The sequence below is a fragment of the Methylacidiphilum sp. Yel genome (assembly GCF_004421185.1).
Taxonomy (GTDB): domain Bacteria; phylum Verrucomicrobiota; class Verrucomicrobiia; order Methylacidiphilales; family Methylacidiphilaceae; genus Methylacidiphilum.
On the sequence record NZ_LXQB01000030.1, the window covers coordinates 1 to 20533 of the forward strand.

The following is a 20533-nucleotide window of genomic DNA, read 5'->3' on the forward strand; positions in this document are numbered from 1 at the left end:
GCCCCGTCCTCATCCAGTCTTGCCAGATGAAAAGCGTTCGCATGCTGATGTTTCTGGCAGCCACTAAATCGGCATGGAGCGTATACCCACAATGGGCGCATACAAACAACAGTCCCTTATTGGGCCGATTCTCCCGCCCAACATGCCCGCAAACCGGCCGTCTCTGGCTGGAGGAATCCGCATCCACCCAATCCGGCACTCCGCCCGACAGCCGGATTTTGTAAGCCGTCTTGGCCTGCAGCTCCGCAAAACCCCAAGTGCTCCCCTTGCGGTTGGCCTTGCAGCTTTTGACGGAAACCTTCTCCGACTGTCTGCGCTCGGTTCGATGACGGATAGCCTTCAGCCACTCCATGCCAACCATCGCGTGGGGCTCCGCGATGGCCTTGCTCACACAGTGCGCCGTGTCTGCGTTCAGTAGTCTTTCTCGTCGCACCAATCGCCGCAAATCCGCTTTGGCTCCACGAGTGCCCTTCGCTTGCAGCGCACTTCGTCTACTGGCAGCACGCACTTGGCCAGGTGCCTTCGGTGTCCACCAGGATAAAAACGACATTTGCCTAGGGTATTGGATTCCACCGCGATGTTCCGGCGGTTCATGTCCACACCCTTGACCGTGGTGATGGAGGCCTGCGGGTTCCGGTCCAAAGCCTTTTCGATGGCCTTGTCGAGACCTTTATGGCGCCGGGCCGATTCAGCCTTTCGCTTTATGGGCCGCGCCCGATTTGGCGCGTTCCCAGAGGGTTTTGTAGGCCGCAGCCACTTGCCTGGGCACGTTGCATGCCATTTGAGCTGGCAGCCCGAACCACTCGCGCAAATCCTGGTACACCAGCCTTTGCAGTTTCATGTCTTGCGATATCTTCCCGCCCACAAAAGCGACAGTGGATGCGTGATTTAGGGCGTTACGGTAAGCCAACGCCGTGCGCCGCACCGCCTCCTCCTGCTCTTTAGTGAGCAGGAGGTTCAGTTTGCACCTCAGTGATTGGGTGGCTGGCAATTCATTCATGTTCACGAGTATTATGTTTCAGTTGTAAAGCATCGCCGCTGCGCGGCGGCGCTATCCCTCCCCGCCTTGAAAGGCGGGGACTCCCGCGCAAATTTGTTGAAAACGAGGGGAAAAAACTGCTGACTGGGTTTGTGGATATACCAAATGGAAAGGAAAGGAATGGAATGGAATAGAAACCTACCCAAAAGTGGCTATTTGAGTCAGTTCTATACTTTTTCTTAAGATGAATCGACCCTATGGACAGATCGTCACTGCTTACAAACAGGCTGATTGCTCAGAAAAAAACGTTTGAAAAACAGCTCAATCCGTCCCATTTGTTTACAGAGATGATTTCATCAGAAAGCAAAAACCTTGCCCATTTGGCGCACTTAGCTCCTTTGATTGGATATTTTTTTGCGATTGGACAAATTTTAGTGCCACTTACCATTTTTTTGCTCGCCAAAGATCCTTTCGTTAAAATGCAGGCTAGAGAAGCCTTGAATGCACAGATCAGCTTTACTGTTTATTTTTTGATTTGTCTCTTCCTCTTTTCTGTGTTGATCGGTTATCTTCTTATACTTTTTTTAGGGATCTTTGTAATTTGGACGATGATTTCAGCCTCAATCGCTGTATCCAGAGGGAAAACTTATAATTATCCCTATATTTTTAGATTGGTTTCTTGAATAGAAGGCTTGTTTTTTTTCTTTTGCCAAAAGGTTCTTGAGGTTGGAACTTATCCCGTAGCATACGATATTCTATTTCTGTTCCTTTGTTTTTCGATATGATGCGATTTTTGATTCTCTTTTTTTCACTATTCTTTCTTTTTTGCTCTTGTCCTATAAAAGCCATTTCTTTAGATGACTTTTTGGATATTTTTGGCAAAGAAGAAAATGTTCAAAAAGGGCATCCTGGGCATACAGTCGTAAAAATTTCTTTGAATCATCAAGCTCTTTATATTGTAAAAGATGGAAAAATCGTTCTTGCTACTCATGTATGCACAGGGAAGGGAGATACGACTCCAACAGGCCATTTCAAAGTACTAGATAAGCAACAAAGGAAATGATCCTCCAGTTACGGATTTTGGGTTAAAGATGGAAAATATATTCCATCAGATATTTCAGGGCGACCTGGAGCCGGATGGAGATATGTTGGTTATCCGATGCCCTATGCCGTAGAATTTTTACCTGGTTATTATATTCATCAAGGCTATGTATGGCCTGTTCCAAGAAGTCATGGCTGCATTCGGCTTGAATGGAAAGAAGCTGAAAAGTTTTACCAGCTAGTTGACATCGGGACTCCAATAGTGATTGCTAGGACGCAGGCAGAGGACAAAAGGATAGGAAGAAAGCTCAAACAGCCCAAAAGTTATAAAAAGCCTGATCCGCTTCCCTCTCTTTTGGTATCAGAAAAAGCATTTAGTCCTTATTAGAAAATTCTTAATGCTCAACATGTTATTTATTCGCAAGAGTTTCTTCGGCTGGAAGATCAATCATCAGCTCGTTATCTTTTTTTTTCTTGTTACTCATCAAATAAAACACTTGTGGCAGGATAATCAGGCTTGTAATTAAGCAAAAACTAATAGCTATCGTCATAACCAAACCTAAACTGTACAGTCCTTGATAAGAGCTTATGAGTAGAGAAGCAAACCCGATGACAGCTGTGAGGCCGGAAACGAGAATAGCTTTGCCTGTACTTGTAGAAAAAAGCTGAGCATTCCCATCTTCACTATATCTATCAACTGTATAGATACCATAAGCAACCCCTGCTCCGATAGCCAAAGGTAAAGTAATAATGTTGGCGGGATTAAAAGGAATGTTAAAAAAACCCATCCATCCCAAGGTCCATATAGCAGCCAAAACGAGGGGAAAAAGAGCTAGAATAGAATAGAGGAGGTTTTGAAACCTCAAGATAATAAGGATAACGATAGCTACGAATGCCCATTGAGCAGCTTCCGTATAACTTTTTCTTAAAAGCTCTATATACTCATAATTTTGAACGGGAGTTCCAGTAACTTTTGGATCAACTTTACGAATGTCGTTAACGAATTGCACATCAGCTTTCCTTTCCCATACATTTTCTTTAGGAATAATTTCAATGAGAATTTTCCCGTGAGGAGAAAGGAATCGTTCCAGAACCTCCTTCGGAAGGTCTTCTTTGGTGACTCCTCTAGAAGTGTCTTGTGATCTTAACCATAGCAGTCCACTTTCCATGGTACCAAAGATTTCAAATTGGGCTCTACTAAGTCGCTTGTTTAATTCAGTTCTTGGAAGCTTGTTCATTTGCTTTTGAATACGGCTTAGAGCAGGGATAAGTTTTGAAAAAATTTCCACAGCTTCTTTTGCCTGAGGGGCAATTGAGACGAATTTTTGTGCTGTTTTATAGCCTTCTTCAGACTTTTGGAGAAGATCGTCGATATCCTTTTTCAGTCTATCAGCGTTGACTTCTTTTTTCGAGGAGTCTAAAGGGACATCCTTAAGTTTATCGACAATATTTCTAATAATTTGAAGTTTTTCTTCTTGTTGCTCAGGAAAAATAGTTGTCAACGTACGGACTTCGGCAACAGAAGGTAAAGCCTCAAAAGCCTTGGCTCTTTTTTTTGCTTCTTCTTCGTTATCGGCGACGGATAAGGCTGAAATCATCCCCCGAGAAGGTGAGTTAAGAAGCTCTAGTTCTCGTTGGACACAATCGAGATTTTGATTTTGAAGATTCAAAAGATTGTAGTCAAATCCCACTTTTGGAATCATAAACGCAAAGAAAACAGTAGCCAGTGACGCTAGCGTCAAAGTGCCTCTAGGAGAAAAAAACAGAACGGTGTTAAACCATTGAGGTGTTGTCCAGGTGGTTTTAATTGTAGACTGCCGGATTCTGTTAAGCCCTATTTTAGAATCGATCCAGAAATACATGGCTGGTAGAAGAGTTAGGCTGCTTAAAAGGCAAAAGAGAATACCAAATCCTGCAACTATCCCGAATTCCTGTAACCCAATAAAATCGTTAAAACACATGGTAAAGAAAGCAATGGCTGTCGTACATCCGCCTGTAAAGATTGCAGCTCCCGTGTGTTTGGAAGTTGTTTTAAGAGCTTCTAGGATGGTTTTTCCTCCAGAAATTTCTTCTTCATATCTACTCATGTACTGAATACTAAAATCGATTCCCATCCCTATTACCATGGCTACAAAAGCTTCAGAAATAATGTTCAGATGACCAATGGTTACCATAGGAAAAGCCAGAGACCAGCACAAAGCCATTGCCAGAACAATCAAACCGATAGCAGGACGAAGGATTTCACGATAGCTGATAAAAAAAAGGAAACTAACAAGGCTGAAAGCTAGAAGAGCTGAGTTTAGGCTATCTTTCGAACTTTCCTGTAGTTGGTCATCTTCAAGTACCGGCTCTCCAGTCAGACCGATTGATAGCGAAGGGTATTCCATTCCAATATCAGCAATAATTTCTCGGATTTTTTTTATCGTTTCTGTTCTTTTTTTCCCATCGCTTGCTCCTTTGCCTGGAGAAGCAGTCACAAGGACAAGTTTGCCATCTTCGAAAGAAAGAAATTCATGATCTTCTAGAATAGACCGAATGTCTTCAACTCTTAGACTAGACATGTCTTTGTCCTGAAGCTGGAGCGAAGATTTCTGTACTTTTACTTGATAGTTTGGCTTCTGCTCGAGCTGATCAGCTAGCTGGTTCAAAATTGAAATAAACCGGTCGATAAAAGGAATAAATTCTTTCCAGTTTTCGTGTTTTCGTAGGTAAGATTCTTGGAATTTTTCATTTGCCTGGTTCAAAATAGTGTTCAGATCGAGCTTTATTTCAGGTTGTTCTTTAAGGGCTTTGACGTAGCCGTCAATTTCGGAATCGATTTTTTTAAGATCATCGAGCGATAGATAAAGCAAAAGATGGGTTTCTAGTTTTGAAAGATCAAGTCTATCTCTAACATTTTGCACCAAGGGAGCAAGTTCTCTAAGCTTTTTCCCAACTTCTAGAGCAGCTTTTTTATTTGCCTCTGGATCATCTCCATGGATCACCACGACATAATCTTCAGCAACGCCAAATTCCTTCCGATATTCCAAATAATACTTATGAATGGGAGAATCTTTTCGAATCAAGGCATTGGTGTCGTTAATGACTTTAAATTGCGTAGAAAGAATCCATATGGATAATCCTGTTAGGCCAAGAAATAGTAGAATAACTATTCGGCAATGCAGGCAGGTTTTGTGCAAAAGCCCAGCCAGAAAATTTTCTAAGTTTTTTTTCATTGAGAGGTAATGAAACAAGCATTTACATCATTGAATTATTTTTTACACTCCAAAAAAATGGGATTCAAGAATAGCCTTTGTAGGATCATTAAAAAGATTAATATTTTTTTATCAAAGTTATTATAATATTTATTGTTTTTGAAAATCATAGGCAAGTAGAAAAAGAGGGGGGTAATTTTTAGAATAATTCTTCTTCTAATGAACAAAAAGGATTCTTGACACCAACACGTTCACAAATTACACATTGGATTGTTGCAACAAAGTTCAAGGGACATTTTGAATTCCAGTGTTCTTATTCTTAACAGGCTGTGGCAAGCCGTTAATTGGTGCACAGCCCGTAGGGCTTTTAATCTTCTTTATTGTGGACATGCTTACGTGGTGCATAAAAACAAAGATGATTTTTATACCTTGGATTTTTTTGAATGGAAAGAACATTCTCAAGCATACCATGGGAGCGATGTAGTTCATACAGTTTCTTTTAAAATCAGGGTACCAAAAGTTATTTTACTGCTCCTTTTTGAAAAAGTTCCAATGAAGGAAGTTAAATTTACTAGGCATAATGTCTTTGAAAGAGATGGGTATCTTTGTCAGTATTGTGGGGGAAAATTTGACCCCTCTTATCTAAATTTAGACCATGTGATACCTAGAGAGCGGGGCGGTAAAACAACTTGGGAGAATGTGGTCTGTTCCTGTATTCGATGCAATAGCAAAAAAGGAAATCGAACACCTCAAGAAGCTGGAATGAAGTTACTTAAGAAGCCGAAAAAGCCTAAATGGCGTCCTCTCTTTATTGCCGGAAAGTTTCCCATCGATGAATCTTGGGAAAAGTTTTTGGATATCAACAGTTGGGAAGTCAATATTACTGAATAATGAAATAGATTAATAAAATTAATCCATTTCTACCAATGTAATTAAAGACGGATCTCTTTAAAAGCAATTAGGCAATAAAGAAATTTTTAATCTCTGCAAAGGGCTTGAAAAGTTTCAATTTAAGTCGCACTTTCTTGCGCAAAGATATATATTTTGAGCATGTCTCTCAAACTCATCAGCATTCAAGAAGCGGCTAAGTTCCTGGGGGTCGCACCGCAAAAGATGCGGCGCTTGGTGCATGAGGGCAAGCTTCTTGAACGCACGGCTGGTGGACCGCATCACTACGATCTTGCGCGGCTTCGGCCAGATCAATTTTATGCGCTGGAGGTGGCACGTCGTACCATCGCCTTCGCCTGTGAGTCCAGCTTCGAGCAGAAGGATGAGCTGGAGCGGCAAAAGCAGCTGCTCGAACGCTACTTCGCCCGGCAAGGTTGGATGTTCGAAGTCATTGCCGACATGAGCTCTGGAATGAACTACCACAAGAAGGCTATGAAACGGCTCCCGGAGACCCCATTGGTGGTGAAGTCGGATGCCTGGTCATCACCTACAAAGACCGGCTGATGGGCTTTGGCGTGGAACTGGTGTTCGCCATTTGCTAAGCCAAGGGAGTTGAGGTTGTGATCCTTAGCCAGGGTGAGGAGACGACCTTCGAAAAAGATTTGGCTAAGGAGGTGCTGGAGAGCATCCCCGTGTTCAGCACCCGGCTGCAGGGCAGCCGCTCAGGCAAGCATCAGAAGCTGCTTGCGACAAAAAAGCCCTTGAGGAATCCCAGCTAAGATCGTTGCCCATCAAACCTACAACTGGGCGCTGGCCCAGTGGCAGAGGCAATATGTGGCTTGCCAAGCATTTAGGGGTTCTGGCATGACAACGCGCTTTACCGGAGAAAAGCTCATCGGTCCCCAGCCACACAAGAACTTGCTCAAGCGATTGCGGAGACTGTCTAGAAGTCTTTTGCGCAAGAAAAAGGGGTCGGCCAATCGGACCAAAGCTAAGGCTTGGGCTTGCAAGGCTGCATGCCAGGATTGCTAATATCTGGCAGGAGGGCTTGCACAAGCTTGCGACAGAGCTCAGGCGACGATTTCACCCCGTCGTCGTCGAAGAGCTGAACGTGGGCGGCATGGTGAAGAACCTGTAATCTGGTCTGCTCTCTATCCGACATGGGTTTCTTCGATTTTCGGCGGCAACTGGAATACAAGGCAAAGTGGAGAGGTGGCTTGTGGTGGTGGCTGACCTCTGGTTTCCGTCCAGCAAGACCTGTTCGACTGGCGAGACGGTGCAGGAAAAAATGCCTCTGGCTGTTCGAGAGTGGCGATGTCCGGACTGTGGAACCCTCAGGACCAGGAATGAATGCGGCCAGCAATTTCCTGTCGTATGGATTAGCCGCCCTAAGCGGCCCTACGGCGAGAGCCGTCCGGATGCGAAGCCTGTGGAGAGGAAGGCTCTGGCTCGGGTCGCAAGGCCCAAGTGAAACCAGCATCGGTGAAGCAGGAAGTCAGCTTCGTACCTGTGTTACGAAACGGAATGCGACGAGGAGGTTCAAGAGTGGTTCTTTTATTTTCGAATAGAAAAAGATTTGATCCATTGCCAGAATTCTTTAAGAACTGAGAAAAGAAAATTACCTTCTTTGAGTGCGTACTTATAGCAAGCAAACCATACTTCTTTTGCTTTTTCGTCTATGGTTACTGAAAAATGGAGGGAGCGCATCCTCGACTCTCTCCTAGACGCAGTATAATATGATGGTCCCCCACACATCTCTGCCACAAAATCAGCCGAAGGTTTTACCAATTTTTCCATCTCAGCTTTATCGGTTGGCAAAAGATAGAAAATTTGGCTTTTTAGCAAATTTTCATGATGCTTGAGAACTAGTTTTCTAAGAAGCTCTTCCCTAGCGATTTTAAACACTCTTTCTGAAGGAAATATGACCTCTGGAAATATAAAATCTACACGTTCTGCAATACATGAATTTTATCAATTTTAGTACCAGCTCTTTTCTTGCAACAACACGCCTTCAGTGGATCTTTATCAAAGTTCTTTGTTTGGCTTTCGGAACGAGTAATAGACATAGAATTTCATTTTGATGTCATATATCAAAAACAAAATGTAATTTACAAAATCATTTTCTCGATCAGTTTTTGGATAATCCTGTTTTGGGGCTTTTAAGACAAGGATAGGGAGATTTTCTGACTAATTTTAGTCATTTTTCTTGGCTTCTTTACTCATTCCTAAAGGAAAAGTTTTTTTCCTTTAGGTTAGAAATATATCTTTATATTCTCTTTTCATCCGCCGATCCAAAACCGCAAACCAATCATCATACCCATTACTACTCTTAGCAAAGCAAGAAAGAAGAAAAGAGCGAATAGATAAAGAAGTTGCCGTATGATGTTTTTATCATTGTCGTCTCCCTGTGGAGGCCATTTGGGATTACCAACCATGTTTTTAACTTATCTCCATAAGCAAAAAATGGAAAATGAAATTGCAAAAAAACAGCATTGTGAGCTCTCTAACCAAAAACCAGAAAAGAATCAGAAGGAAGACTTTTCCCCTCTGCCAACGAAAGAACCATTTAAATTTCCAAATGTAAAGAGTAATGAGAAAAAATGCCCAATAAAACTAACGAGCTTAATGAGGATCATTAGGTGTTATTTTATGCTTCAGTATAGGATACCCAGAATTGGTAATATATATTCAGTTTGAAAAGCAAAAGACAAAATAGTAGAATCGAAGATAGTATATTAAAAATTTTTGATTAAACTGATTGGTTTTTTTCTCCCTTTCGATATATTATTTATTACATAAGAGGGGGCGTACCGGTAATCGATTCTCCGGTTCGAACTTGGAAATTGTGCAAGTCGAGGGCTTAAAGTAGGTTGGCCTCGTAAAAAAACCTGCTTTAAATTATAAGTGCCAACGAAGAATTGGCTCTTGCTGCTTAATACATAGTAGCAAGCGTCTTTTTCCACTTTCTCCGGCGGAGTGGAAAAGGGCGTGTCAATAAGCCGGAAAGCGTTGAATAATTTGAACCTGTTATTCAACGCGAGTAAAAAAAGGTTCACGTTGTAGGAAAATGGGTTCGTGGTTCCTTGATCCTACAACGGTTAATTAAAAAACCACTAAACTTGTAGGACAATTTTCAAGTTCCCGAGAAGACGAGGGTTCGACTCCCTCCGCCTCCACCATTTGTTAATGTTCTTTAAAAGAAAATAAGTCTATTTCAAAAACCCTTCTCTACTTATCTTCTCCTGTTCTCTGTTTCAAGAGAACCTCATCTATCTTAAGTTGGTATTGTAAGAAGGGGCCATCGATCCACAGAGAGGAGCTATGGCACCCAGCAATTGGCTGTCGCTTTGGCAACCAAATCTTTAAATAAAAAGACTAGGTACGCAGTCTCTCTGAGCAGGCAACCCATGACGGAGACAAACACCGGGTAAAACCTCGAACTGGGAATACAAACGCTAAACGAGCTTCAAGCATGCGAATACTTTTATTTTCTAAGAAGGAAGTGTTGAATAGATCTAAGTAAGTCGTAGGGGTTTATTTGGGCAAATCATGGCAAAGGCATTCTTACAGTAAGCATACATGGACGAGAAACCCGTGGAGTTGGGGAGATCGACCCCTGGAACAATCGGAAGCCTTATTCGATGAGAATCGAAAAAAACCTACACTACCACAAGGATGTAATGCATATGCTTTGCGAGCGTTCTAATAAGAAAATTGGGAGAGAGACGAAAGAAATGGACAGCGAACAGTGCCCGTGGATTGATGAAAAGATGAAAAGGGGGGAGTGGTTGAAAAAAAGATCTATAAGCTTGCTTGGATAAGGAGGCAGGAAATAATGCCTTCTCGCACAGCAGCAGCTAGCCTTTTAGATTTTTAAAACATCTTCTCCTTTTTGCTATCTCCACCTTTTATTTAGTTGAGCTTCAAAAAATGGCTAGAAAATAAGCATGCATGCTTCTTTAGAGCTAACCCGCTATATTTTCAATTCTACCTTCCTTGTTCCTGGAACTATTCGTCCGATTAAAAAACCTTCCACATTACTCAAACATACCTCTTTGGATTCAGGGCCAATAATAAGACAAAGCCCAATTCCCATATTAAAAATACTGTACTGCTCTTCGATCGTCATAGCTCCAAGACTTGTCAAAAAAGAAAATATGGGAGGTATAGGCCAGCTGTTTGCATAAATAATAGCATCAACTCCATCTGGAAGTATTCTAGGCAAATTTTCAAAAAACCCACCACCAGTGATATGAGCAATACCTTTAATGGGTATAAGCTTTTTTAAGAGCTTGAGCTCTTTAAGGTAAGATTTATGCACAGCCAATAGTTCATCGACTAGAGGCCGGCTAAAACCTGGAGGAGTATCCCAAAGATTATAATGCTTTTGAGCAAACAGAAGTTTTCTGACTAAAGAATACCCATTGGTATGTAAGCCAGAGGAGGGAAGACCAATGATCAGATCCCCTGGAGAAATCATTTTTCCATCAATTATATGCTCTTTTTCAACGACTCCTACAATAGCACCTACTAAGTCAAAATCTTTTTCTTTGTAAATCCCAGGCATTTGAGCAGTTTCTCCACCGATCAAGGCACAGTTTGCATTTCTACAGGCTCTTTCCATTCCTTCTAGTATTTTTATTAATATCGAAGGTTCTAGCTTTCCACATCCTATGTAATCGAGAAAAAAAAGCGGTTCAGCTCCAAGAGTGGCGATATCATTAACACAATGGTTTACAAGATCTTCGCCAAGACCATCATAACGATTGGCCATTTGGCCAATAAGTAATTTCGTTCCCACCCCATCAATACTTGACACAAGGACTGGATGATGAAAAGTTGGGAAAGCTGCAGAAAAAAGGCCCCCAAACCCACCAAAACTCCCGATAACTTCGGCTCTTTGTGTAGAGGTTATTAACTTTGGAATTGTTGATTTAAAGGCCTGGGCTGCTTTGAGATCCACACCTGCTTGAGAATAAAGATTCATGGAGACGAGACTGAATATTATTTAGTAACATTTTCAAAGAAAGACCTTCTTTCTAGAATCATTTTATCGAAATCGGGATCAAAATCTACTGGGTATCTGCCTGTAAAGCAAGCTGTACAAAACTCTGTGTTCGCCTCTAAGCATGCTTTGATGAGAGCTTCGTGAGAGAGATATCCAAGAGAGTCTGCTCCAAGATACTTACAGATTTCTTCTATTGCCAGTTGATTAGCTAAAAGACTTTTTGGATTAGGAAAATCGATCCCATAGTGACAAGGATAGCGGTGGGGAGGACAGCTGACTCTAATATGGACTTCTTTGGCTCCAGCCTCTCTCAAGTTCACTACTCTGGCTCGAGCTGTTGTACCTCTGACGATCGAATCGTCTACCACAATCACTCTTTTCCCCCTAATAGCTTCTTGAATGAGATTGAGTTTTATTCGAACACTAAAATCCCGAATTAGCTGTGTGGGTTGAATAAAGGTTCTTCCAATATAATGGTTCCGTACAAAAGCGGGGTAATAAGGAATACCAGATTGTTCTGCGTAGCCAAGAGCTGCATAATTCCCCGAATCAGGGACTGGAACAACAATATCGGCATCAACCGGATAGAGCTTAGCCAATTCTTTACCCATCTGAATTCTAGCTTTGCTTACATTCAGCCCAGCAATGGTGCTATCAGGACGAGCAAAATAAACATATTCAAAAATACAAAAGGCTTTCTTGGTTGTGGATCCATTTATAAAATAGGATTTTAGCCCTTCTTCTCCAATAAACAGCACTTCTCCTGGCTCAATATCCCTGATGTATTCGGCATGAATCAGATCGAATGCACAAGTTTCACTTGACACAACGTAACTGTTCTCTATTTTTCCAAGGCATAGAGGGCGAAACCCTAAAGGATCTCTTGATGCGAATATGCCTTTTGTGGTCATAAGAACACAGGAAAAGGCTCCTTTAACTCTTTGTAATGCATTGAGAAAACTACCGAAAGTATCTTCTTGTGCTGGCTGTGCCATAAGATGAAGGATAACTTCAGAATCAGAAGTCGTTTGAAAAATTGAACCTTTGTTTTCTAATTCTCGTCGAATCGAAACTGCGTTGACAATATTCCCATTATGGGCTAAAGCCAGTTCGCCCTTCGAACAAGAAACTACGATGGGCTGAGCGTTTAAAAGAGTGCTGGAACCTGTTGTCGAATAACGGACATGCCCGATGGCCATTGTGCCTTGAAGAGAAGCTAAGGAACGACTGTCAAAAACTTGAGAGACAAGTCCCATGCCCCGGCAAACTTGAAAATGGGCCTGACAAGGATCAAAGCTAGCTATTCCTGCACTTTCTTGGCCACGATGTTGCAAAGCATATAATCCATAATAGGTTAATTCCGCCGAATTGACATGACCATAAATAGCAAAAACGCCGCATTCCTCTTTAGGATACATGCTTTTCGTTTTGCCAAGAGAGTTGTCAGCCACTATATTCAACTTTAAGCAGAAGGTTGGTTACTGTTTTTAAAAATCTCTTTTTTTAATGCAAGCAAATTAAAACGCGCTATGACACTTGAAGAAATAGCAAAAAGAATTTTTTCCCTACCAACAGCCCCCTTGCATGAAAAATTCATTGCTAAGGAAATATATTCTATTTTATCCGAATATCCGCAATCAAAAATAGAAATCGATCCGTTTTCTAACCTTTTGGTTCAGTTAGACTCTGTTTCGGACGACAAAGACAAGCCTCTTCTTTTATTTGTTGCCCACATGGATCATCCAGGATTTTATTCAGACAGCCAAAGCCATATCTATTTGCTTGGAGGCGTAAAGGAATCCTATTTAGAAGGAGCAAAGTTGATTTTTCCAGTCAGGATCATGGAGAAAGAGTCGGAGAGTCGGTTATTAGAGGCTATCAGAACAAAGGAAAATTTAAATTGATACAATGCGAACCCATAGCGCCACCTAATTCGATTGGAATGTGGGATCTTCCTCCATTTTTCAGTCAAGATGGTATTTTTTATGGCAGGTCCTGTGACGATCTTGTGGGAGTTTGCTCCTTGCTTTACATGTTTATCCAGATACTTTCAAAGAATCTAAAGACCAAAATAGCCATACTTTTTAGTCGTGCTGAGGAAATAGGATTTTTGGGAACCTTAGCTTTTCTTAAAAGGCAGATTTTAAATCCAGAAAATACGATCATGATTTCGATTGAAGCGAGTATGGCTCAGGGATATGGATCTATGAATGAAGGTCCAGTGTTAAGAGTAGGGGATAAAACAAGGCTTTTCGATGCTTCTGTAGTAAGCTGGCTTGAAAAAGCTTTAGAAGATTACAGAAAAGTACATCCAGAGTTTGTCTATCAAAGGAAATTTATGGGAGGGGGAACTTGTGAAACTACTCCTTTTATTGAATTTGGATATCGATCAGCTGCACTCTGTTTAGCTATGGATAATTACCATAATATGGCTATTGGCAACCAGATTGCCATGGAATCTATCTCAATAAAAGATTGGGAATTTCTTTGCTCCTTTCTGCTATGGCTAGCTAGCTATCCAAGGGAGTTGAAAGCTATTGGATGGCAGAGAAAAAAAAGGCTACTCGACCTCCAAGAAGAGGCTATTGGCCTATTAAAACAGTTTCCTCTTTTTTAAGACTCTCTTTTTAGTTTTATATTCGAAAAGTACACTTCCCCATGTAATTCCAGCGCCAAAGGAAACGAGCACAATAATGTCTCCATCTTTAATCCGTTTTGACATGATAGCTTCATGAAGCGCAATGGGAATACAGGCTGAGGAGGTATTGCCATATTTTTCCATGTTGACAAAAAACTTTTCACTAGGGATGTGAAGCCTTTGAGAAAGTGCTTCAATAATTCTCAGATTAGCTTGATGAGGAATGATGCATGCGATGTCTTCAAGAGATCGTCCAGCATTTTTTAAACACCTCAAAAGGGATTGTTCCATCGAATCAATCGCTAGTTTAAAGACTTTTTTACCAACCATGTGGAGATAATGAAGTTTATGATTTATGTTTTGAGGGGTTAAAGGAAGCTTAGAACCGCCAGCGGGAATGTATAACGTTTGCCAATGGGATCCATCGGCCCCAATATTAAATGATAACCGCTTATTTTTGTCTTTCCCGGCAGCTATTATTGCAGCACCCGCTCCATCTCCAAACAGAACACAGGTATTTCTGTCTGTCCAATCAACAATCGTCGAGAGCTTCTCACTACCAATTACAAGAATATATTTAGCAGAACCAGAAGAAACAATATGAGAAGCAAGGACAAAAGCATAGATAAAACCGGAGCAGGCAGCCTGGATATCGAAAGCAGGTACTCTACGGGCACCGATTTTTTGTTGAATGTAGCAAGCAGTAGAAGGAAATATAGTATCTGGAGTGGTAGTAGCGACAATAATTAGATCTAGATCCTCGGGAGTTAACCCGGCATTATGTAAGGCTATCAACGCTGCTTCTGCACCCATTTCTGAAGGGGTTTCTTTTTCATTTGCTATTCTTCTTTCTTTAATGCCCGTTCTTTCCGTAATCCATTGGTCGGTAGTATCGACCATTTTTTCAAGATCATAGTTAGTCAATATTTTTGAGGGCAAATAAGTTCCGGTACCGACAATAACTACCTCAGGTAATTGGCAAAGAGGTTCTTTTATGCTCTTCGATAAGTTCATGATGTGCTTTAATTTCTTCGATAATAATATGATTGACATTTTGAATCAATGCTTCCCTCGCTACACGTATAGCATTGCAAATGGCTTTTGGAGTCGAAGATCCATGAGCAATGATACACGTTCCCCTTATTCCCAGGAGAAGAGCTCCCCCATATTCTTCATAATTTGTTTTTTTCTTGACGGATTCAAAGGCTCCTTTGGCAAGAAAAGCGCCAAGGGTACGAATGGGATTTTTTTTAAATTCTCTTTTAAGCCAGCGGACTATAGCAGTAGCTACACTTTCAGAAGTCTTTAAGACGACATTACCGACAAATCCATCACAGACCACAACATCCACTGGATTTTCAAAAAGATCTCTTCCTTCAATATTGCCTACGAAATTTAAATTAGATTTGGATAAAAGTTTGAAAGCGCTTTTGGTCAATTCATTGCCTTTGACATTTTCAGTACCTATGCTAAGCAATCCGACTCGTGGATTGAATACTCCAAGAATTTTTTTAGCATAGATGCTACCCATAATCCCAAAATCCAATAAGTTTTCGGGAGTAGAATCGATAATTGCTCCCGAATCGATTAATATGAATGGATTTTTTTCAGTAGGAATGATGCTGGCTATACCCGCCCTTGATATTCCAGGTAAAGTCCTTAAGTATACTGTAGCTGCAGCCACAACAGCTCCAGTGTTTCCTGCAGAAACAACGGCATCTGCCTCCCCTTTTTTTACTAACTCTACACATCGGCTAATCGAAGAATCCTTTTTATGTCGAACACTTTCTATTGGGAGATCCTCCATACCAACGACCTGAGAGGTATGAAGAAATTCCACTCGTTGTTGAACATCCTGTCCATTTTTTTTATAAAATATTTCTTTGATGATTGGTTTATTGCCAACCAAGATAAGATGTATATCCGGGAAAAGATGGAGAGCTTCGATAGCTCCAGAGATAGGAGAATCTGGAGCGTAGTCTCCGCCCATGGCATCGAGAGCGATCTTCATTGGTGCTCATTGAGTTAATGTTCATTACTCGTTTTTAGAGTGAGAACTTGTCGGCCATTATACATTCCCGTTGTTAGGTCCACATGATGAGACCTTACCCAGTTTCCTGTTTTTTTATCCTTAGAAATCCCTGGAGGGGTCCAACGATTGGCCGCTTTTCTTGATCTTTTTTTGGCCTTTGAAGTAATTCTTTTAGGTACGCCCATAAATCTTCCTATGGTTTAAAGTTATAACTATACTTTTAAAATATTTTTTATATTTTTTTGAAAACGAAAGTGTCTATCTTTTTATAATTTTTTCAAGTATTTTCCAAATGCCTGCATCATGAATGGATGCCTCTTTAGGTTGATCTTCAAAAAGTTCCTTGCCAAAACAACCATTTGCAACTTCAGGCCCACAAAAACCAATCATTGGCAAGGCCAACAAAATATCTTCTCTAATTCTGCTGGATAGATCAATTACCTCGGGAAAAGGGGCATGAAGTTGTACTGAAAAATTGGAAATTTCGATCGGATATTCGAACCATTTGCAGCATCTGCCACATTGAATAAGCACAGATGTTTTTAAATTTCCATTAAAATATACCTCTTCCTCATCTTTGTAGGCGGTGAGATGTATTTGAATTGGGGAATGCTCTTTTACATGGGGTTCTTTTAAATCAAGTAGGGAAGCATGCATGGAGCTATCAATCACCAATGTTTCTGCTGCAAGAATGGAAGTAAGAATTTTCATAGAAGTGAAAGGGGTTGAGGTTTAAGTAGGAAAAAGCACGAAAAGCTTGTAAAATAGTCAATTTTATCTATTTTAAAAATAGCGTTAATGGTTGATCTAAATAATTAAATAAAATATGATTATATTGTCATTTCAAGTATGAAATGTATGAAATGCGGAAATATGGAGGATAAGGTTATAGACTCCAGGCCAATAAAAGAGGGCAGATCGATTCGAAGACGTAGAGAATGCTTACAATGTGGTTTTCGATTCACTACCTATGAAGAAATCCAAGAAATTGAACTGTTAGTCAAAAAAAGAAACGGTTTGATTGAACCTTTTGATAGAAATAAGCTGATGTTAGGAATTCAAAAAGCATTGGAAAAAAGGCCAATAGATCAAGCTCAAATTGAAGATTTCGTTGATCAAATTATAGAAGAATGTAGTTCCGAAAAGTCTTCCATTATTCCTTCCTATTTGATTGGCACAAAAGTCATGAACAAACTGAAAACTATTGACGAAGTAGCTTTTATCCGTTTTGCTTCTGTCTATTGTAAATTTCACGATGCGGAAGATTTTATGAACGTCATTTCAGAACTTAAAATGAATGAAGCTCGATCAAAAGATATTCCTATGCTTTCTCCAGCTGCTTCCCAATAGGAAAAATTGTGCTATGCCTTCCCTTTTCAGTCAAATCATCTCAAGGAAAATACCTGCCGATATCCTCTATGAGGATAGTCAATGCGTTGCATTTCGTGATATACATCCCGTAGCCAAAGTGCATGTTCTTATAGTGCCTAGGAAAGAAATTCCTAGACTTGGCGAAGCCTCAGAGGAAGATATTCCCCTTTTAGGACATCTTCTTTTGACAGCTAATAAAGTTGCTACTCAGCTAGGAATTTTTCATTCAGGCTTTAGAGTCATTATCAACAATGGTCCAGATGCAGGAGAAAGCATACCTCATCTCCATGTTCATTTGATTGGAGGAGAACCATTAGGTTGGGGCCATGGAGGAACCAATATTTAATGTTTTTTTGGTTGGAAAAATACGAAGAGGAGAGTTTAATAGGACAAATAGGAAAAATTAATTGACTATTAGGTATAATGTAAGAGTCCAGATGGGGATTAATCTTCCTGGATGGAAAAAAAATAAAGAGTTATTTTTTTATCTTTGAAACTGAATTTTTAAAGAGATCTAGGGATCTAAAGTACTTATCGAGGAGTTATACTATGCATGAAGAAGCTTTTCAGACTTCTGATACTCCTGAAATAGAAAAATCGACCTTTTTTCTGGATATTAAAAAGGGCTTCTCTCAAATCTTTTCTGATCCATGGTGGTGGATGAAGATTTTGATTGGAGGATTTCTTCTCATTAATCCTTTCCTTTTAGCGTTAATTCCTAAAATAAGTTCCTCATACAGTAATGAAAAATTACCAAGCACTTTTTTAGGTCTTCTTATCATTAATGTATGCACTTTTTGGTTTTCTCTTGGCTTTACTTTTGAAGTTCTTCGAAGAGCTAAAACCGGTAAGCTAAATCAACTACCAGAATGGAAACTCTCTTTGTTATGGAATTATGCTAGGGAAGGAGCCGCCAAATTGACGATCGCTCTGACAACTCTTATCCTTCCTGCTATTCTTTGGATTGGGATTGTTTATTACATTTTTATCCAGCTTTTAGAATTACCTCCTAGTCTTTTATCCCTTTTCATTCCCCCAATTCTATGGTTTGTTATTCCTTTTTGCGCTGTAGCTTGTTGCCGGTGGCTTGATGGGGTAAATGTTTTTGATTGCGCTTTAAATTTTCCAGAAAACTTTAGGATTTTTGCCCTTGCAAAAACTGATTACTTGATTGCTTCAGCATTTCTTTTAGGCATTAATTCGTTGACAATGGCCTTTTATTATACCATCCCTTTTGGTGCTTTTTTTGGTCTGTGCTTAGTAGATACTTGGTTTGGCCCTATTTATACAAAAGCTGTAAAAAAACATAAATCTTCTTTATATACCTTAGACAGCACACAACGATGATTTTTATTAGAATAATGGTTATCAATAGTTCAATACATGGAGCGTTTTATAGACAAACTAATTTTTTTGGATCACCAATCTGTTTCTCCTGTTTTTAAAGAAGCTCTAGAACTTTTCTATCACTATTCCCTCGAACCTTTTTCTCCCGTCAGTATACATCAACTAGGAATTCAATCAAAAAAGACCTTGGAATCAGCCTTAGAATCTTTTAGTTCTTTTATCGGATGTTCTCCCGATGAACTCGTATTTACTGGTGGAATATGGGAAGCGATTATCCTTGGAATTGAAGGGTTTTGGAGAAAAAATTTCCTCAAAGGCAAACATATTCTGACAAGCCCTATCGAACAAAGACCAATCTTATTGCTATTAGATAAACTAAAAAGGGAGGGTGCCCAACTTACCCTTCTACCAGTAGATAAGGATGGAATGATTGATCCCAAAGCAATCGAAGAGTTATCGACTCCACAAACCATCCTCTGCTGTCTTCAATGGATTAATCCTGAAATAGGAACCATTCAAAAGATAAAGGAAGCTGCTGAAATTTGTGAAAAAAAAGACATAGCTTTCTTTTGTGATGGTTCTTATGCCGGAGGTTGGATTCCCATTGACTTAAAAAAAATACCTATTTCGCTTTTGGCTCTTAATCCCAATCAATTCAACGGACCCAAAGGAATTGGGATACTTTATATCAGACAAGGAATAGAAATAGAACCGATCATTCCAGGGCTCAATAGAGAGTTAGGGTTATGGGGAGGAACAGAAAATATGGCTTCCATTGTGGCTGCTGCTAAAGCGGCTGAAATCACGGCAAAAATTTTTAAAGAAAAAATAGAAAAAATTGGTTATTTTCAAAAAATGATCTGGGAAAGAATTTCTGCTAGCATCCCGATGGTATCTCTCAACGGTCCACAGCTTGGTCCAAACCGTTCCATTCAGAATTTGAATATTAGTCCCGAATTTATTGGGGGAGAAGCACAGGTATTGAGTTGTGATATGAAAGGAGTTTTGCTTTCAAGCGGGCCTAGCTGTGTACAAAAAAATTTAAGAATTTCCCATGTATTTAAAGCTGTGGGGTTGGAGTACCAAAAGGCAATGTCCAGTGTAAGAATCAGTTTGGGAATTACTACAACCAAAGAAGAAATCGAAAGATTTCTTGATATTTATATCGGAGTGGTTACCAAACTCAGAGAGATGTCTATTGGTTGGAAAAAATTTCTCTCTAAAAAGAATAGCAAATGAAAAATGAATGTTTTCGGTTTTATCAACTTTCAAAAAAGAAATTTTTAACTGTTTTCGAAGTTCTTAAAAATCTACCACCAACAATAAAATTAGCTTTTCCATTAGTCTGGCTTTTAAGTGTTATTCTAGCATTTCAGCTTGATTTTCTATTTTACAGTTTTTTTTTAATAAAAGGAGATTCTCTTTTCCACGTTTTTGCTGAAAAAATAAGTTATTGGGGTGACTTTCCTCAAGGAACAGTTCCTCTTTGCGTGAGCATCTATTTTTTAGGAATTTTATTTAAAAAAGAGAAATTGAAAGAAGTGGCCATTGGGTGTTTTTTTTCGGCCCTTATAGCTGGAGCATTGGTTGATTTAGGAAGAAATATCTTAGGACGAGCCCGGCCTTCGGCAAGTGCAACTGAAGTCATAAAAGAATTGGGATATATTCCTTTGCCTCTTGTTAGTTTTCGAAGAATCCACCCAAATGGTTCTCTAGTCGATGGCTTTTATGGCATCCAGTGGTTGACTATGTTCCATGGATTTCCTTCCGGGCATGCAGCAACTTCCATGGCAACAGCAGCTAGTTTTTTAGGACAAATGCCTAAGTTAGGATATTTTCTGGTTTTTTTGGCCCTTTTAGTTTGTTGGTCCAGAATAGCATTAGGAAGGCATTATTTTTCAGATGTTATAGCCGGTGGTCTTGTCGGATTTCTCTTGGGATTCATATTTAGTAAATCGGAAATCCAAAATTGTGGAGTTGCTTTTCAAAAAATTGAAAAATGAAAAAAGAAAATCTGATTTTTATAAAAAATTGG

Annotated in this window: 21 protein-coding genes, 1 other RNA gene and 2 pseudogenes; 13 read left to right on the top strand and 11 right to left on the bottom strand. The window is 40.1% G+C overall.

Going from position 1 to position 20533, the window contains the following annotated elements:
- Both A7Q09_RS11460 and A7Q09_RS05500 read right to left on the bottom strand, forming a co-directional pair.
- Positions 1-550 (bottom strand): zinc ribbon domain-containing protein (locus A7Q09_RS11460; protein ID WP_394346622.1); only part of this gene is annotated, 550 nt, incomplete at its 3' end.
- A gap of 138 nt (positions 551-688) precedes the next feature.
- Positions 689-1000 carry a hypothetical protein gene (locus A7Q09_RS05500; protein WP_134390289.1) on the bottom strand — a complete coding sequence of 104 codons (312 nt, stop codon included), beginning with the start codon at positions 998-1000 and terminating at the stop codon, positions 689-691.
- A gap of 236 nt (positions 1001-1236) precedes the next feature.
- Between A7Q09_RS05500 and A7Q09_RS05505 the strand changes: the two genes are divergently transcribed.
- Positions 1237-1662: a DUF4870 domain-containing protein gene (locus A7Q09_RS05505; protein ID WP_244228554.1), complete on the top strand. Its 426-nt coding sequence runs from the start codon at positions 1237-1239 to the stop codon at positions 1660-1662.
- Between the two features lie 101 nt (positions 1663-1763).
- Positions 1764-2408, top strand: a pseudogene (locus A7Q09_RS05510) (L,D-transpeptidase).
- Positions 2409-2430: 22 nt separating this feature from the next.
- Here A7Q09_RS05510 and A7Q09_RS05515 read toward each other — a convergent pair.
- Positions 2431-5235: an MMPL family transporter gene (locus A7Q09_RS05515; protein WP_134390290.1), complete on the bottom strand. Its 2805-nt coding sequence runs from the start codon at positions 5233-5235 to the stop codon at positions 2431-2433.
- Positions 5236-5508: 273 nt separating this feature from the next.
- On the opposite strand from A7Q09_RS05515, the gene A7Q09_RS05520 reads away from it, so the two are divergent.
- The 3 genes and pseudogenes from A7Q09_RS05520 (at position 5509) to A7Q09_RS11275 (ending at position 7240) form a co-directional block, all read left to right on the top strand.
- Positions 5509-6105, top strand: coding sequence for an HNH endonuclease (locus A7Q09_RS05520; RefSeq protein ID WP_039722117.1), 597 nt, complete (start codon positions 5509-5511; stop codon positions 6103-6105).
- Positions 6106-6264: 159 nt separating this feature from the next.
- Positions 6265-6881: pseudogene (locus A7Q09_RS05525) on the top strand (IS607 family transposase).
- A 269-nt stretch (positions 6882-7150) separates the two neighbouring features.
- Complete coding sequence (locus A7Q09_RS11275) at positions 7151-7240, top strand: hypothetical protein (RefSeq protein ID WP_347877500.1); 90 nt, start codon at positions 7151-7153, stop codon at positions 7238-7240.
- A 416-nt stretch (positions 7241-7656) separates the two neighbouring features.
- On the opposite strand, the gene A7Q09_RS10955 is transcribed toward A7Q09_RS11275, so the two are convergent.
- Both A7Q09_RS10955 and A7Q09_RS10465 read right to left on the bottom strand, forming a co-directional pair.
- Complete coding sequence (locus A7Q09_RS10955; RefSeq protein ID WP_244228555.1) at positions 7657-8007, bottom strand: hypothetical protein; 351 nt, start codon at positions 8005-8007, stop codon at positions 7657-7659.
- Positions 8008-8381: 374 nt separating this feature from the next.
- Positions 8382-8537, bottom strand: coding sequence for a hypothetical protein (locus A7Q09_RS10465; RefSeq protein ID WP_153300116.1), 156 nt, complete (start codon positions 8535-8537; stop codon positions 8382-8384).
- A 366-nt stretch (positions 8538-8903) separates the two neighbouring features.
- On the opposite strand from A7Q09_RS10465, the gene ssrA reads away from it, so the two are divergent.
- Positions 8904-9281: a transfer-messenger RNA gene (ssrA, locus tag A7Q09_RS05540) on the top strand.
- A gap of 794 nt (positions 9282-10075) precedes the next feature.
- Here the strand turns inward: ssrA and purM are convergent.
- Together purM and purF are read right to left on the bottom strand one after the other, a co-directional pair.
- A complete protein-coding gene (gene purM / locus A7Q09_RS05545) occupies positions 10076-11089 on the bottom strand; it encodes a phosphoribosylformylglycinamidine cyclo-ligase (RefSeq protein ID WP_134390291.1) in 1014 nt (337 codons plus the stop codon).
- 17 nt (positions 11090-11106) lie between these two features.
- Positions 11107-12561, bottom strand: a complete 1455-nt coding sequence (gene purF, locus A7Q09_RS05550; protein ID WP_134390292.1) for an amidophosphoribosyltransferase — start codon at positions 12559-12561, stop codon at positions 11107-11109.
- A gap of 78 nt (positions 12562-12639) precedes the next feature.
- On the opposite strand from purF, the gene A7Q09_RS10960 reads away from it, so the two are divergent.
- Together A7Q09_RS10960 and A7Q09_RS05555 are read left to right on the top strand one after the other, a co-directional pair.
- Positions 12640-13014, top strand: a complete 375-nt coding sequence (locus A7Q09_RS10960) for a hypothetical protein (RefSeq protein WP_244228556.1) — start codon at positions 12640-12642, stop codon at positions 13012-13014.
- Positions 13011-13727, top strand: coding sequence for a M20/M25/M40 family metallo-hydrolase (locus A7Q09_RS05555; RefSeq protein WP_244228557.1), 717 nt, complete (start codon positions 13011-13013; stop codon positions 13725-13727). The genes A7Q09_RS10960 and A7Q09_RS05555 overlap by 4 nt, the downstream gene beginning before the upstream one ends.
- On the opposite strand, the gene A7Q09_RS05560 is transcribed toward A7Q09_RS05555, so the two are convergent.
- From A7Q09_RS05560 to A7Q09_RS05575, 4 genes are all read right to left on the bottom strand, one after another.
- Positions 13704-14762 carry a beta-ketoacyl-ACP synthase III gene (locus A7Q09_RS05560; RefSeq protein WP_134390293.1) on the bottom strand — a complete coding sequence of 353 codons (1059 nt, stop codon included), beginning with the start codon at positions 14760-14762 and terminating at the stop codon, positions 13704-13706. The two genes, A7Q09_RS05555 and A7Q09_RS05560, sit on opposite strands and share 24 nt — an antisense overlap.
- Positions 14716-15759 (bottom strand): phosphate acyltransferase PlsX, encoded by a 1044-nt coding sequence (plsX, locus tag A7Q09_RS05565; protein WP_134390294.1) that lies wholly within the window; start codon positions 15757-15759, stop codon positions 14716-14718. Before plsX ends, A7Q09_RS05560 begins: the two co-directional genes overlap by 47 nt.
- Positions 15760-15773: 14 nt before the next feature.
- A complete protein-coding gene (gene rpmF, locus A7Q09_RS05570) occupies positions 15774-15965 on the bottom strand; it encodes a 50S ribosomal protein L32 (protein ID WP_134390295.1) in 192 nt (63 codons plus the stop codon).
- A 73-nt stretch (positions 15966-16038) separates the two neighbouring features.
- Positions 16039-16491, bottom strand: coding sequence for a DUF177 domain-containing protein (locus tag A7Q09_RS05575; protein ID WP_134390296.1), 453 nt, complete (start codon positions 16489-16491; stop codon positions 16039-16041).
- A 138-nt stretch (positions 16492-16629) separates the two neighbouring features.
- Between A7Q09_RS05575 and nrdR the strand changes: the two genes are divergently transcribed.
- The 5 genes from nrdR to A7Q09_RS05600 all read left to right on the top strand — a co-directional run bounded on the left by nrdR (position 16630) and on the right by A7Q09_RS05600 (position 20501).
- A complete protein-coding gene (nrdR, locus tag A7Q09_RS05580; protein ID WP_134390297.1) occupies positions 16630-17130 on the top strand; it encodes a transcriptional regulator NrdR in 501 nt (166 codons plus the stop codon).
- A 13-nt stretch (positions 17131-17143) separates the two neighbouring features.
- Positions 17144-17497: a histidine triad nucleotide-binding protein gene (locus tag A7Q09_RS05585; RefSeq protein ID WP_134390298.1), complete on the top strand. Its 354-nt coding sequence runs from the start codon at positions 17144-17146 to the stop codon at positions 17495-17497.
- 203 nt (positions 17498-17700) lie between these two features.
- Positions 17701-18498: a hypothetical protein gene (locus A7Q09_RS05590; protein ID WP_134390299.1), complete on the top strand. Its 798-nt coding sequence runs from the start codon at positions 17701-17703 to the stop codon at positions 18496-18498.
- 36 nt (positions 18499-18534) lie between these two features.
- Positions 18535-19737: a cysteine desulfurase family protein gene (locus tag A7Q09_RS05595; protein WP_134390300.1), complete on the top strand. Its 1203-nt coding sequence runs from the start codon at positions 18535-18537 to the stop codon at positions 19735-19737.
- Positions 19734-20501: a phosphatase PAP2 family protein gene (locus A7Q09_RS05600; protein ID WP_134390301.1), complete on the top strand. Its 768-nt coding sequence runs from the start codon at positions 19734-19736 to the stop codon at positions 20499-20501. The genes A7Q09_RS05595 and A7Q09_RS05600 overlap by 4 nt, the downstream gene beginning before the upstream one ends.
- Positions 20502-20533 lie beyond the last annotated feature (32 nt).

Coding starts and splice junctions, on each gene's coding strand:
- plsX (WP_134390294.1), bottom strand. CDS start 15,759: ATGAAGATCGCTCTCGATGCCATGGGCGGAGACTACGCTCCAGATTCT.
- rpmF (WP_134390295.1), bottom strand. CDS start 15,965: ATGGGCGTACCTAAAAGAATTACTTCAAAGGCCAAAAAAAGATCAAGA.
- purM (WP_134390291.1), bottom strand. CDS start 11,089: ATGAATCTTTATTCTCAAGCAGGTGTGGATCTCAAAGCAGCCCAGGCC.
- A7Q09_RS10960 (WP_244228556.1), top strand. CDS start 12,640: ATGACACTTGAAGAAATAGCAAAAAGAATTTTTTCCCTACCAACAGCC.
- A7Q09_RS05515 (WP_134390290.1), bottom strand. CDS start 5,235: ATGAAAAAAAACTTAGAAAATTTTCTGGCTGGGCTTTTGCACAAAACC.
- A7Q09_RS05585 (WP_134390298.1), top strand. CDS start 17,144: ATGCCTTCCCTTTTCAGTCAAATCATCTCAAGGAAAATACCTGCCGAT.
- A7Q09_RS10465 (WP_153300116.1), bottom strand. CDS start 8,537: ATGGTTGGTAATCCCAAATGGCCTCCACAGGGAGACGACAATGATAAA.
- A7Q09_RS05500 (WP_134390289.1), bottom strand. CDS start 1,000: ATGAATGAATTGCCAGCCACCCAATCACTGAGGTGCAAACTGAACCTC.
- A7Q09_RS05600 (WP_134390301.1), top strand. CDS start 19,734: ATGAAAAATGAATGTTTTCGGTTTTATCAACTTTCAAAAAAGAAATTT.
- A7Q09_RS05590 (WP_134390299.1), top strand. CDS start 17,701: ATGCATGAAGAAGCTTTTCAGACTTCTGATACTCCTGAAATAGAAAAA.
- A7Q09_RS05560 (WP_134390293.1), bottom strand. CDS start 14,762: ATGAACTTATCGAAGAGCATAAAAGAACCTCTTTGCCAATTACCTGAG.
- A7Q09_RS05505 (WP_244228554.1), top strand. CDS start 1,237: ATGGACAGATCGTCACTGCTTACAAACAGGCTGATTGCTCAGAAAAAA.
- A7Q09_RS05575 (WP_134390296.1), bottom strand. CDS start 16,491: ATGAAAATTCTTACTTCCATTCTTGCAGCAGAAACATTGGTGATTGAT.
- A7Q09_RS05595 (WP_134390300.1), top strand. CDS start 18,535: ATGGAGCGTTTTATAGACAAACTAATTTTTTTGGATCACCAATCTGTT.
- nrdR (WP_134390297.1), top strand. CDS start 16,630: ATGAAATGTATGAAATGCGGAAATATGGAGGATAAGGTTATAGACTCC.